The organism is Photobacterium gaetbulicola, from assembly GCF_003025515.1.
Taxonomy (GTDB): Bacteria; Pseudomonadota; Gammaproteobacteria; order Enterobacterales; family Vibrionaceae; genus Photobacterium; species Photobacterium gaetbulicola.
The window spans coordinates 1-13,332 of sequence record NZ_PYME01000019.1; the positions used below are offsets into that span (position 1 = coordinate 1).

The following is a 13,332-nucleotide window of genomic DNA, read 5'->3' on the forward strand; positions in this document are numbered from 1 at the left end:
CGCCTCCGCTTCCTTGAGAATGGCAATGATCTGCTGTTCGTTGAATCGCTTCTTCATATTCACCTTCCTTCTTATAAGATGAACATTACTAAGTTATGGCTGGATTAGAAAGCGGGGAGCAGGTCAGGCTTTCTATTACAAAGTAGGGTGCCAATAGCTCGAGAATGGTCTCGCGAAAAGGTTCATGGGCCTTACTGCCAAGTAACTCGGCAATCTCCTGACCTGTCGGTGATAAGCGGTAATAGATAAAGCTCAAACCTTTTTGATGAGGGGTGAGTTTATAAGTCTGACTCTGGTAACTAAAAGGAAGTGATATACCTGAAGTTAGTTCTCCAGACTCTAACTCACTTTTTAAAATGAGCCCTAAGTCGAGTAAGATCAGGAGATCAGAGTAAGGCAGAGAGAAATTGCCCAACGAAACTTTATGGAGAGTGGGAGTGAAAACAAATGGTAAAAACTTATGCTTAGCCTTTAAGGACGTCAGAATTTTTTTGCTTTTATCATTGCCAAATTGGCAAGAGAGCATACAAGCTTTATGAAAGACCTGAGCTTCTTTGTGGGTCATGCTACGAAGCGTATCAAGTGTCTTTAATGATACCGAACCAGGGACGAGAAACTCTTGTTTGAGAATACGACTCCATAGCTGTTGCATAGAGTTATTACGGATGGTTCTGGCGATGGTGGTGAAATAGTTGAGCCAGTCAGGGTCAATCTGTTTGGCTTTTTCTGCTGGGGTACTGTCAGTGGCTAGTTTGAAAATCTTTTCAAGGTTTTCTTGTTGGGTGTATTGCTCTTTCTTATTTCGAGCATCGTACCTTTCAGCAAGAATTTGTGAACCTTCTTTATTGATGAGATAACCGACTCCCAGCTCTTCTGCAACCGAAATGATGATGCTTTTGGAAGCGTTATTTTTTAGTTTTTCTTTTGGCTGGGCTTCTAGGGGCGCGGGTAATTTACTTTCGGTCTGGCCTTCCATTGGTATAACCCTTATTAAGTCTATTGGCCAGTCTCAATGGGAGACTGGCCTCGTTATGGTTACATATCGTCGTAGTCTTCGAGTGCAGTACCTTCTAATAAATACCCGACTTCAGCCAACTCATGGCTAACAGGTTGGGTTTTCAAAGTACCAACAACATAAACCACATCCCATAATTGCTGAATCGGAGCCCCTTCAGGGAACTTTACATAAACAATTTGGTTTGGTGGTGGTGGTGGGACATGGATACATGCGCCAAAGTAAGGAACTAAGAGAAACTCGGTGACTTTTTTGTCATCACCTTCTAATGGGATCACAAAGCCCGGTATTTTGACTTCACTTCCATTGAGCTCCTCCCTAACGCTACCAATCATCGATTGCTTGGCTGGATCTCCGTCATGATTGAGCATTGGCATTTGGTTTGCGTTGAATTGGGTGCGCTCTTTTTCTGGTACGAGATCAATCCAGTCCAAAGTTAACGCTTCATTCGCAGCGCTGAGCAGTGGAAACCAGCAGCAAAGTGCAAGTAGCCATTTTTTCATGTGTTTATACCTTTATTGTCATGCCATCTGATAGCGAATGTTGATAGGCGTGGATAGCAGGAATGATACCGACTAGCATACCAGCTAACTGCACGAGTACTAACAACAACAGCTCATAGTTAGTTGGCGCTGTGATCGGGATAAGCAAACCAAACTGTGACTGAATAATCGGCTGAGTGATCAGCAATATCAAGTACAACAAGGAGGTACCGACGGCGACACCTAGTGCCGTCAGGAGTGTCGCTTCACTCGTTAACAGAAAGAAAATATGGCCGGGCCTTGCTCCCATAGCTCGGAGGATTGCCATCTCTCGGCGCCTTTCATTGAGGCTGGTCAACAAGCTGGTCAGCATACCTAATAGCCCTGCGACGACGACAAACCCTGAAACCACCAACAATGCTTGTTCGGCGACAGACATCATGCCCCACAATTCATGGAGGGCGATACCCGGCATAATGGCACTCAGCGGCTCTTTGCTATAGGTGTTGATATAGCGTTGTAGGGCAAAGGTTTGTATTTTGGAGTTAAGGCCAAGCAAAATTGCAGTGATTTGCTTGGGTTCAAATTGCTGGGCTGCAAGGACGTCGGCACCTGGAGTTTGTCCAAGGCGTGCCCCGCTTTCCCAACCGACATGAATTGCTTCTATGGCGGGTAGCGAGACATGTACGCTGCGATCTACCGGAGTCCCTGTCGGCTCAAGGATCCCTATAATCTTAAAAGGCAGGTTGTCATGGCGGTTAAAAGACTGATCGCTAATACCATGGGCAATAATGATCTCATCACCGATTTTATAATCGAGCTTTCTTGCCACATCCGCACCGATCACCGTTTCGAACAGGCTATCGAAGACTTCGCCCTGGGCTAGTTGTAGAGGTTGTTTCTGGCCGTATCGATAATGCTTGAAGTAATCTCCGTTGGTACCGATGACCCGAAAGCCGCGGTGCGAGTCTCCCAGAGAGATTGGAATGGCCCATTTGACGGAGCGATGCTGGCTGAGCTCTTGGAAGCTTTGCCAGTCGATATTGTTGGTCGCATTACCGATCCTGAATACCGAATAGAGTAGTAAGTTAACCTGACCGGAGCGTGAGCCAACAATAAGGTCGGTTTCCGAAATCGTATTCGCGAAGCTAGATTTAGCTTGGGTTCTGACTTTTTCCACACCAAGTAGGAGGGTTACTGAGATGGCTACGGTTAATAACGTCAGTATGGCGGTGGCTTTTCGGTTTGCCAAGCTTTGCCAGGCCAGGCGGATGATCGCTCCCATTATTGTCCCCTTACTGCTTGGTTAATGGCGTTTAGATTGATACTGCGATCAAATAGTGGTTCAAGTGTTTCATCATGACTGACAAAAAGTAATGTGGTGTCAGACCTATCGCATTCCGTCATCAGCAATTTGATGAATGCCTCGCGATTATCATGATCCAACGCTGAGGTTGGTTCATCAGCAATTAATAATTTTGGTTTACCAATCAGCGCTCTTGCAGCGGCAACCCGTTGCTGCTGTCCGATACTGAGCTCACTGATTGGGCGAGACAAGCATTCACTCGGGAGATGAAGCTGAGAAAGTAGCTCTTTGGCCTGCTCATACATGCCTCCGTTAATTTGCGTCTTTCTTAACTCTGAAAACCGGCAAGGGAGCAGGACATTATCAATGACTGACAGATAAGGGAGTAGGTTGAACATCTGGAAGATGTAACCGATATGGTCGGCCCGAAAACGGTCTCTTGCCGTTGGCTTGAGGCTACTAAAGGGTTGTCCAAGGAGCTCAACGGTACCCGATGTCGGTTCGTTTATGCCAGCAAGCAGGCTTAGCAGACTTGATTTCCCACTGCCGCTAGGGCCTTTGATGAAAACTTTTTCACCTTTGTTAACCACCAGTGTAGGGATATCCAGTAATGGCTGGGTTTGGCGAGGCCATTGGAATGTGAGTTCGCGGATCTCAATGATGTTCATGATCTGTCCTGAAATGGGGAATTACTTCCCCATTTTGGTTACTTGGGATTAGAAACGGAAAGTGGTGGTGTTTGAGGTCAGCGACCCACCTTTTTGTCCTTTCTCCGTAATGGCGTTAACGGTGATGCGCTCTGTGGTTGGGAAATGTGTGAACCACTGAGTTTTAACGTCGGTTAATTGCTCAATCTTGTCACATTTATAGGTATATTGCGCAGTAAATTCGCCGTGGCCACTATGGTCATGGTCATGGTCATGGTCATGATCGTGGCCGTGGTCATGTTTGTCATGATTGTCATGATTGTCATGATTGTCATGATTGTCATGATCAACACCTTCCTGAGTGGATAGTGTTTCAGTGACCTGGCTATCAACCAATTGGCATCGTGCGTTAGGCGTCAACATCCAAGTGGAGTCTGGTGATTGCAGTTTTTTAATCGCATTTTCAATTGCCGCCCTTTGTTCGTCAGTATGAGGAGCGTGTTCAAAGCCGACAACGTCTGCACCCGGAGCGTGAATTTCCATGAGTAAGTCTTGGCTGTCTTGGGCGATATTTACTTCCACGATGCCATGGATGTGAGCATCATGTTGGCGGAAGTGATCGTTTGCAGCAGCAGAGCCAGAAGCGGTCAGGCTTAGAATGACAAATAAAGTAGCTATTGGTGAAAGAGATTGATTAAAACGCATGGTTACCCCAAAAATTAGTGAATGATTAAAAAGTATCTCTATAAATCAATGTTATGGATTGGAGGTGAGCGTGCGATTGGGGAAAGGTATTGCTGGAAGCCTCTTCCTATAGCAGGAAGAGTAAATATTGATAAGGGACTGATCGGCGTTGCTAGCGGAGTGGTTTGGCTATGTAGGCTGTCATGAACAATATGGCAGATAGAACAGTCAACGGCGTGGTGATGGTCAGTGACTGCATCAAGTTGGTGCAATACAGTCATCGGCCCAATGACAATGATCAGGCTGATAATAATAAGGCTTAGTTTGGGTATCCAACGCTGTGCAAGATTCACTTTGAAAAAATAAAAGCCATATCCATGTGGTGTAATAATATAACATTACTACTGTTACTAGAATATGGCCTTCATTATCATTTTTTTTATTTAAGGTTTGTTAAGCCGGCTTAAAGGTTACTTTTCACGAGCTCAAGCGCTTGATTAATCTCTTGTTCTGTTAGTTTGCCTTCTTTAACAAAAAGTACTTGGCTATCTTTGTCAAGAACAATGATGGCCGAGTTTTCAGCGGCCAGCTGCCACGACTCATGGACACTGCCATTGGCATCCAGCACCATGGAAGACCAAGAAAACTCTCGCTTGCTGTCTTCGGCTGATGACTTGACGAAGCTCCCAGTACCCCAGATCGCATCATCTTGGTTGATGATGGTTGTCGTTTGGTACTGTTCATCCGGGAAGTCAGCGGCAGTAATCGCACTCATCAGATCTGCATTCATTGCTTTTGCAGAGCTGCGGCCAGCGATGGCTTGGATCACCCGAACCTTGCCTGTAAGCTGATGGCTACTCCAATCTTGATAGACAATTTTGTCATCCTGTAGGGTTATTTCGCCCTTATCAGCCACTGTCACATTCGGTAGAGCTTCACCAACGGTAAGGTTATGGGCAAATACTGTCCCAGGTAACAGCATGGCGAGCAGGGTAAAAATAGGCTTCTTGTTCATCATTATTTCCACTATTGAATAGACGCGCCATTATCTTAGATTACTCATGGCTAGCTGGTTCAACCAGTTTATAAAGCCTTGAACATTATCACGAAAATATAAAACAAAGTGCATTGTTAAGTGGAATACACGGAGAAATGAACAATAAGTTGGCTGAGCGTCGCCTAATTGGCAGATAACTTGCTTGATTTATCATGTCTTAGAAAAAGGAAACATCCGGGCTTTTTCAGGGTCTATAGTGATAGTAATTTTGTGAGGGAACCATGCTAAGAATATTCAAACAATATCGACCAAACCAAGTCGCTCGGTATGTGAAAAGTTATTTCAGAGGGCGATTATTTATAATCGGAGTTGGGGCCTTTGAATTTGATTGTGGGCGTTTATTGCCCCCGAAGAAACAGGATACCAAGGCGCTGAATGTGCTGAGCGAAGTGAACCGAGAAATTCAGCTCCTTAGTGCAAAGGCAGTCTAGCCCAATTATTTTTGTGGAGGCATGCAGATACCGGTGCCTCCTAACCCGCAGTAGCCTCCGGGGTTTTTAGCCAAGTATTGCTGATGGTAATCTTCGGCGAAATAGAACGTGGCTGCAGGTTCGATCTCCGTGGTAATCAGGGCATCGGCAAGTGCTTGCTGGTAGCGGGTTTTGCTGGCTAACGCTTCCTGATGCTGTTTTTCCGAATAGGTATAGATCGCTGAGCGGTATTGTGTTCCTATATCATTACCCTGGCGCATTCCCTGAGTAGGATCGTGCTTTTCCCAAAATAGGGTGAGCAAGGTCTCTAGGCAAATTTGCTGCGGGTTGAAGATCACCCTAACTACCTCACTATGGCCGGTTCGACCGGTGCATACCTCTTGATAGGTCGGATTGGGAGTGAGTCCTCCGCTGTAACCTACCGCTGTACTGTATACGCCAGCTTGCTGCCAAAAAAGTCTTTCAGCTCCCCAAAAGCACCCCATTCCGATAGTGAGTACTTCCATGCCTGGGGGGATATCGTCATTGAGTTGTGTTCCGTTCACCGCATGGGGCAGGGAAGGGACAATGGGCGTTGCCCGGCCTATCAGGGCTTGGCTTTCGGTGGGTAAGATTGGCTTGACTGACGACATTGGTATTTCCTTATTTTGAAGTCACTGACATTCTTCAAAGTAGAGGAAACCGGGAAGACATTCAACTAAGGCTGAATTTCAAAGCAAAACATTGGCAGTTCAGGCTGTGCTTTGTCAAAATTAACCATGCACAGACATAACAAAATAATGCGCTAACTAATGAAGTAAATAAGAATGAAGATACCTTTTTTGCGGTTTGGCCTGGCAACACTTGCGCTCACCGTTGCTATACCGGTCTCAGCCGCGACCTCTCTGACGATTAAAGGTTTAAAAGGAAGCCTCAAGGACAATGTTGATGCTTATGTCTCAGCGATCCCGGAGGATGATTACAGTACCTCCCTCCGTTTTCGTGATCAACTTGAGGGAGAAATCCGCGATGCGCTCAAAGCATTGGGACGATATAACCCAACCATCACTTATAGCGAAGCGGAAGGCGGCAGGAAGCTTATTGTTCATGTCGAGGCTGGTCCGAAGACAATCATTGCTCGAAGCAACATCATATTGACGGGCATGGCGAGAAATGATCCTGACTTTCTTGCTTTGGTGCGTACTAGCGGACTGGGGTTGGGGGAGACGCTCAACCATGGAAAATACGAGTCGCTGAAGTCTTCGCTGACTAGTTTGGCGTTGAGAAAAGGCTATTTTGATGGCGAACTGAAAGTCACTCGCCTGGAGGTCGCCCCAAGTCGTAACGAGGCGTTTATTACCATCGAATATGCCTCTGGCCAGCGCTATAACTTTGGTGAAACTGTTTTTGAAGGCAGCCAGATTGAACTTGATCGCCTTGAGTCTTTAGTACCCTACGAGAAGGGTGAACCGTATCTTGCCTCGACCCTGGGGGAATTCAACCAACGTCTGTCCAACGTCGGATGGTTCTCATCGATATTCGTCGGTGGTGAAATAGCCAACATCAAAGATGATGAAATCCCTGTTAGCGTTGTGGTTAAACCACAAGTGAAGAACCAAATTGAAACGGGTATCGGTTATTCAACCGATGTTGGGCCTCGCCTGAAATTCAATTGGCGTAAACCGTGGCTTAACAGCAAGGGCCACAGTCTGAGTATTAAAACAGAGCTGTCTGAGATCCAGCCAAAGATCGAGGCAACCTACAAAATCCCGCTTGATGATGTGCTGAATGACTACTACCAAATTGTCGGGGGGATCCGCTATGTCGATAACCACGACACCATCAGTACTGAAACCAATTTGGCGCTTGAGCGCCACTGGCGCTTGGAATCGGGGTGGAAACGGATCGCTTCAGTGCGGTTGCTCTATGAGGACTATACCCAGGGCAAAATAGAGAGCGGAAACTTGCTCATGGTGATCCCGGGGATCAGCTATGACAAAACGCGGCTTCGCGGGGGGGCCATGCCTACCTGGGGAGACAAGCAGCTAATATCTGTTGAATACTCTGATCCTGCTTTAGGGTCGGATACCCGTTTGACGCGCTTGCGTGGTCGTTCGGCTTGGATTCGGAGTGCCGGGGAAAATCACCGGGGATTGTTCCGCCTGGATGGCGGGGCGGTAATTGCTGACAGCCTGAGTGACATCCCGCCGTCAATGCGCTTCTTTATTGGTGGTGACAATAGCCTGCGGGGCTACAGCTATCAGTCAATCTCACCACGTAATGAGCTGGACCTGAGGGAAGGCGGTAAGTATATGCTTACTTCATCATTAGAGTACCAGTACCGCGTCTACGGTAATTGGTGGGGCGCGGTGTTTTACGATTATGGCTCGGCCTGGAATGACAGCCCCGAATGGCTGGCTGGTGCCGGGGTAGGTGTTCGCTGGGCTTCGCCAGTAGGCCCTATCCGTGTTGATTTTGCTTGGGGACTGGACAAAGAAAAAGATAAGTTCCAGCTCCACTTTGTATTGGGGCCAGAAATATGATTTGGGTAAAGCGCTCAGCCATTGCCTTATTGGCACTATTGTTGGTGTTGGTCATTGCCGTTGCGGCATTACTGTATACTCCGGCAGGGATCAAAGTTGCAGTTTGGGGAGCACAGAGAGTATTGCCGTCACTGAGTATCGGTGCCAGCCAGGGGAGCTTGCTTAATGGCTTTTCCCTGCAGCAGGTCGGTTATAACGATGACAGCATCAATCTGTCCGTCGCGCAGCTGGCTCTGGACATCGAAGATAGTTGTTTGCTGACTCCGGCGGTGTGTATTTCTAACCTAGCGGTATCTGGTGTGCGTTTCTCGATGCCGGAATTACCGCCTGCGTCAGAAGAAAACCAGGAGGAAGCATCGTCGGAACCGGTGACAGAAATACACTTACCCATCCCTATCTTCCTTTCTCGCTTGATACTTGATGATATCGAGCTGGATGTGCTTGGTAATAAAGTGGCTTGGCAACACTTCGCTACGGCCGCAGAGATGCAGGGAGAGCGGTTGGTTATCAAGCCGACTGAGTGGCAGAAGATCGAGCTTGAGTTGGCTTCGGCAAGTGCTGAGCCGGTTGAGGCGGCTACCCCTGAGGGCGCAGATTCAGGGGGAATCGTGTTACCGGAGGTGATTATCCCGCTGGCGATTGATATTGAACGCTTTACGGTAGAAGACTTTACCCTCCAGGGTGAGCCGGCCCAAACCGTCAAGAAGCTCGAATTGGTGGCCTCGGCCAGTGGCAGCGAGATTGTGGTTGAAAGGCTGGAGGTATCCGCTCCCCAGGCCGCTCTCAATGCAGAGGCCAATATCGCCTTGACGGGGGATTATCCACTGGCACTCAAGGCTGGCGTTGCCATAAAAATGGCCCCGATAGAGAATCACGAACTGGTACTTAATGCTGAAGGTAGTGTTGCTAACTTAACCCTCGATGCGCAAGTGAAAGGGACGCTTGATGCTAGGCTGAAGGGGCGCCTGTCACCACTCGAACCAGCGTTGCCGTTCGAGCTCTCCCTCAACAGCCAGCACTTGCAATGGCCGATAGACAGTGAGCCCGATTTTGAGGCCAAAGAGACCCAGCTGACGGCAAAAGGCAGCCTTGAGGGCTATAGCTTCTCGCTGAACAGTCAGGTTGACGGTAAGCCAATGCCAGCTGTCGGTGCTGAGCTGGTTGGCAAGGGCAGCCTTGAGGATATCGAACTGAGTCGCCTTGCTGTTGATACCCTGGGAGGCAAGGTGTCGGGCAGTGCCAGTGCAAGCTGGAAAGAACTGGTGAGCTGGCAAGGGGAGCTGGATTTTAGCCATATTCAGCCTGGCTTGGAATGGCAGGATGTACCTGGTGATTTAAGTGGTAAGCTCAAGACGTCGGGTGGTTTAACGCCTCAGGGAGGCTGGTTTGTTGAATTGCCGGAATTGGTGGTTGATGGGGTTGTAATGGAGCAGCAGCTCGATCTTGCGGGGCAATTGTCAGCTAACGATACTGCGGGCAAGGGAGAGATACAGCTAGATACCCAAGGCCTGGCTCTCAAACATGGTCCCAATGGATTCTCCGCTAAAGGCCGGTTGAACAAAACATGGGATATGGTGGCGGAGATCAATGCGCCAGATCTGTCTCAGTCTGTCCCCGGTTTGCGTGGCAGCGTGCTGGGCAGTATTCAGCTAAAGGGGAAAATGACCGAGCCGGATATGGATGTCAATTTGGTCGGTGAAGCGTTGGGCTGGGAGTCGTTGGCCTCGCTTGAGACTCTGACACTGAAAGGCAATATTACCCCGATGCCAGTGTTGGATGCCGATCTTAGCTTGACAGCGGCTGGTGGTCGCTATGATGCGTTCACCTTAAAAGAACTTTCGCTGTTGTTTAAAGGTAGTGAAAAGCGACATCAGTTAACACTTGATATGAATGCTGAGCCGGTAAGTACCGCACTGCGCTTGCAAGGTGAGCTCGAGCGAGACAGAGGGTGGCGTGGTGTCCTGCAAAAAGGGGAAATTGATACCGAGTTGGGGATATGGAAGCTTGACCGTTCTACGGCCATTGGATACCGCTTTGATAAGCAATTGGCCAGTATCGCCGCGCATTGCTGGGCACAGGACAAAGACAAAGCGGCTCTGTGCCTGACCCAGAATATGAACGCCGGGGCGAGTGGTCGTGCCAATGTCGCCCTGAGCAACGTCGATTTCGAGATGCTTGAACCCTACTTGCCGGATAATGTTGAGCTTAATGGTAGCGCGGGAGTACAGGCCGAAGTGGCATGGGCACCGAAGTCAGCACCGTATGTTAAAGCCAGCGTGAATCTGCCTGCTGGTAGCGTGACTCAGCAGCAAGATCCTGACGTGGATCCGGTCACTGTCGGCTGGGACAAGGTGACAGTCAATGCGGAAGTGAAGCAAGACACGCTGAATGCCGATTGGCTTTTTGCGATCCGTGACAATGGTGACTTGAGTGGCCGTGTCAGGGTTGCTCCACTGACGGGAGAGCAGCAGCTAGACGCCAATCTAAAATTGGATCGCTTTATGCTCGGCTTCTTGAAGCCTTTATTGATGGATTACCATACCTTCGATGGCCAGGTTGATGCGGATATTTCGGTGACGGGACCAGTGATGCATCCTGCGGTGAATGGCTTGCTCAAGATCAGCAATGTTAAGGCGTCGGGGCGGACTGTGCCAGTCGATGTCGATAGGGCCGATATTACAGCAACGTTTAGTGGCTACCAGGCCCGACTCAGTGGCGAGGTAGTGACACCTGACGGTAAATTGAATATCACCGGTGACGGTGATTGGCAGGATCTGGCGAATTGGCGCGGGCAACTTGGCGTTAATGGCCGGGAGCTCGAAGTCACGGTACCGCCATTATTGGCGGTGAAGGTGACGCCGGATCTAACAATCAAGGCATCACCACAGCAAGCAGAGATCACTGGTAGCGTGGCTATTCCATGGGGGCGGATCACCGTCGATCAGCTGCCGGAGTCTGCGGTATCGGTATCGGATGACGAGATTTTGCTAGATGATGACTTGCAGCCGGTAGAGACGGATAAGCCGATCCCGTTTAATGTGAAAACCAATGTCTTGGTGAGAATTGGTAATGATGTCAAGTTGTCGGCTTTTGGGCTCAAGGCAGGCTTAGTCGGTGACTTGAATGTCCGTCAGGATGAAAAAGGTCCGCTGGTATACGGTGAAGTCAATCTGCGCAATGGTATCTACCGCTCTTTTGCCCAAGAATTGGTGATCCGTAAGGGGCAGATCTTGTTTAACGGGCCTGCTGACCAACCTTATTTATCGATTGAGGCGATTCGCAATCCCAATAATATCGAAGATGATGTTATTGCCGGGCTGCGGGTAACCGGGCCCGCTGATGAGCCGAGGGTCGATATCTTTTCTGATCCGGCTATGCCGCAACAGAATGCCCTGTCATATATTTTACGAGGAAGGGATCTGGACAGTGAGTCTGATAGCAATGATGCTATGGCTACGACGCTGTTGAGTATGGGCTTAGCCCAAAGCGGCCAGCTGGTGGGGGATGTTGGTGAAGCTTTCGGGGTGCAGGACTTGTCTTTGGATACGGCCGGCACGGGAGACGATACTCAGGTTACGATCAGTGGTTATATTGCCCCGGGCCTGCAGGTGAAATATGGGGTCGGGATATTCAATTCTATCCCCGAGTTCACCGTGCGTTATCGCTTGATGAAAGATCTCTATATCGAGGTGGTCTCTGGTCTGGATAGTGCGGCAGACTTACTTTATCAGTTCGAGTTCAATTAAAGCCGGAGGGGACGTGAGAGTTTTTGTTTACGGTACGCTTCGAGAGGGGGAGGCGAATGCCTACCTCCTCAAAGAGGCAGTGAAGTTGGGCGATGAGTGCTTGGCCTCTGGCTACTTACTGTATGATTTGGGGGCTTACCCGGCCGCCGTTGCGTTCCAAGGGGAGGCGCAGCTTCATGGTGAGGTATACCAGATCAATAATGAGATTTTGCACTCCCTTGATTGGCTCGAGGAGTATCCGGTGGAATATGACCGGGTCGAGATCATGACCTCTTACGGTGTAGCATGGGTATACCTGTATAACCGTTCTGTCGCTGGGTTACCGGTTATTGGCGGTGGGGATTGGTGCCAGCATACAAGTATGACCAAGGTGAGTTAGGCGGCTTAATGATCGGGCATCGTCTCGGCTAATGCCTGATAGTTTTCACCATTGAATATGTTGGAGTAGCCCAGTTTGCTCAGGGTGGCTTCGGCGATGCCTGAACGGCGACCCGAGCGGCAGTAGATAAAGAGAGATTGACTCTTATCCGGCGCAAAAGTGGTCAGCGATTCAATTTGTTCGTATGGGATATTGATAGCACCAGGAAGATGACCGTCGATGAACTCCTCATGAGTGCGGACATCAATTATCAGCGGTTTCCCTGAATGGTTACCCGTATATGACTGCCAGAATTCTTCAGGTGTAACGACATCGGCAACTGAGGTGTTGGCGACAGAGCCTAACAGTAAGACGGTGGCTAGTATCAGCCTTTGCATAGGTGTACCTCATGACTTTCCCGGGCCAATGCCCGGGAGGTGATCGAATTTGCGGTTATTTTTCTTGGGCACGCTTGAAGGATTCAAGGATCTCTTGCTTGGCGGCGGCAGCATCAGCCCAGCCCTCGACTTTTACCCACTTGCCGGGTTCAAGCTCTTTGTAGCGCTCGAAGAAGTGGGTGATTTGGGCTTTTAGCAGTTCAGGCAGATCATTCACATCCTGAACATGATCATATTCTTTGGTCAGTTTGCTGTGAGGTACAGCAACGACCTTAGCATCTTCACCGGATTCATCAGACATCTTCAGCACACCAACGGGACGGCAGCGGATCACCGAACCGGGTACCAAAGGATAAGGGGTCGGGACCAGTACATCAACCGGATCACCGTCGAGTGATAGAGTATGATTTACATAACCGTAGTTACAAGGATAAAACATCGGGGTAGACATGAACCGGTCTACGAAAACGGCGCCACTGTCTTTGTCGACTTCATACTTGATCGGATCGGCATTGGCAGGGATTTCAATGACAACATAGATATCTTCGGGTATGTCCTTTCCAGCTGGGACCTGATTCAGGCTCATCGTCTCTTCCTTATGCTAGGTTAATCAATTGTTGGTGATGTTAAATTATAATACCAACAACCTTATTTTATTGTCTAATGGCAATACCTTGTCGGGAGTG

The 13,332-nt window shown here is 48.9% G+C and carries 13 protein-coding genes; 4 read left to right on the forward strand and 9 right to left on the reverse strand.

The window, feature by feature from the left end:
• Positions 1-88 precede the first annotated feature (88 nt).
• From C9J03_RS16580 to C9J03_RS16605, 6 genes are all read right to left on the reverse strand, one after another.
• On the reverse strand, positions 89-976 hold the full coding sequence (locus tag C9J03_RS16580; protein WP_044624322.1) for a TIGR03899 family protein: 888 nt from the start codon (positions 974-976) through the stop codon (positions 89-91).
• A 59-nt stretch (positions 977-1,035) separates the two neighbouring features.
• Complete coding sequence (locus C9J03_RS16585) at positions 1,036-1,518, reverse strand: DUF3299 domain-containing protein (protein WP_039456555.1); 483 nt, start codon at positions 1,516-1,518, stop codon at positions 1,036-1,038.
• A 4-nt stretch (positions 1,519-1,522) separates the two neighbouring features.
• Positions 1,523-2,782 (reverse strand): ABC transporter permease, encoded by a 1,260-nt coding sequence (locus C9J03_RS16590; protein WP_044624321.1) that lies wholly within the window; start codon positions 2,780-2,782, stop codon positions 1,523-1,525.
• Positions 2,782-3,471 carry an ABC transporter ATP-binding protein gene (locus C9J03_RS16595; RefSeq protein WP_044624320.1) on the reverse strand — a complete coding sequence of 230 codons (690 nt, stop codon included), beginning with the start codon at positions 3,469-3,471 and terminating at the stop codon, positions 2,782-2,784. The genes C9J03_RS16590 and C9J03_RS16595 overlap by 1 nt, the downstream gene beginning before the upstream one ends.
• A 48-nt stretch (positions 3,472-3,519) precedes the next feature.
• Positions 3,520-4,155: a zinc uptake protein ZrgA gene (zrgA, locus tag C9J03_RS16600; protein WP_044624319.1), complete on the reverse strand. Its 636-nt coding sequence runs from the start codon at positions 4,153-4,155 to the stop codon at positions 3,520-3,522.
• Between the two features lie 442 nt (positions 4,156-4,597).
• On the reverse strand, positions 4,598-5,149 hold the full coding sequence (locus C9J03_RS16605; RefSeq protein WP_044624318.1) for a YtfJ family protein: 552 nt from the start codon (positions 5,147-5,149) through the stop codon (positions 4,598-4,600).
• A 263-nt stretch (positions 5,150-5,412) separates the two neighbouring features.
• Here C9J03_RS16605 and C9J03_RS16610 point away from each other — a divergent pair, with 263 nt between their 5' ends.
• Positions 5,413-5,622, forward strand: a complete 210-nt coding sequence (locus tag C9J03_RS16610) for a DUF1107 domain-containing protein (protein ID WP_044624317.1) — start codon at positions 5,413-5,415, stop codon at positions 5,620-5,622.
• Between the two features lie 5 nt (positions 5,623-5,627).
• On the opposite strand, the gene msrA is transcribed toward C9J03_RS16610, so the two are convergent.
• Positions 5,628-6,254 (reverse strand): peptide-methionine (S)-S-oxide reductase MsrA, encoded by a 627-nt coding sequence (gene msrA / locus C9J03_RS16615; protein WP_044624316.1) that lies wholly within the window; start codon positions 6,252-6,254, stop codon positions 5,628-5,630.
• 174 nt (positions 6,255-6,428) lie between these two features.
• On the opposite strand from msrA, the gene tamA reads away from it, so the two are divergent.
• The 3 genes from tamA to C9J03_RS16630 are packed head-to-tail and all read left to right on the forward strand — an operon-like array spanning position 6,429 to position 12,269.
• Positions 6,429-8,144: an autotransporter assembly complex protein TamA gene (tamA, locus tag C9J03_RS16620; RefSeq protein ID WP_044624315.1), complete on the forward strand. Its 1,716-nt coding sequence runs from the start codon at positions 6,429-6,431 to the stop codon at positions 8,142-8,144.
• Positions 8,141-11,890 carry an autotransporter assembly complex protein TamB gene (gene tamB, locus C9J03_RS16625; protein WP_044624314.1) on the forward strand — a complete coding sequence of 1,250 codons (3,750 nt, stop codon included), beginning with the start codon at positions 8,141-8,143 and terminating at the stop codon, positions 11,888-11,890. Before tamA ends, tamB begins: the two co-directional genes overlap by 4 nt.
• Positions 11,891-11,903: 13 nt before the next feature.
• Positions 11,904-12,269, forward strand: a complete 366-nt coding sequence (locus tag C9J03_RS16630) for a gamma-glutamylcyclotransferase family protein (protein ID WP_052829840.1) — start codon at positions 11,904-11,906, stop codon at positions 12,267-12,269.
• A 5-nt stretch (positions 12,270-12,274) separates the two neighbouring features.
• Here C9J03_RS16630 and C9J03_RS16635 read toward each other — a convergent pair whose 3' ends face one another.
• Together C9J03_RS16635 and ppa are read right to left on the reverse strand one after the other, a co-directional pair.
• On the reverse strand, positions 12,275-12,646 hold the full coding sequence (locus tag C9J03_RS16635) for a rhodanese-like domain-containing protein (protein ID WP_039456511.1): 372 nt from the start codon (positions 12,644-12,646) through the stop codon (positions 12,275-12,277).
• A gap of 55 nt (positions 12,647-12,701) precedes the next feature.
• The gene (gene ppa, locus C9J03_RS16640; RefSeq protein WP_039456503.1) at positions 12,702-13,232 is read right to left on the reverse strand and encodes an inorganic diphosphatase; all 531 of its coding nucleotides are present in this window, start codon (positions 13,230-13,232) and stop codon (positions 12,702-12,704) included.
• Between the last annotated feature and the right edge of the window lie 100 nt (positions 13,233-13,332).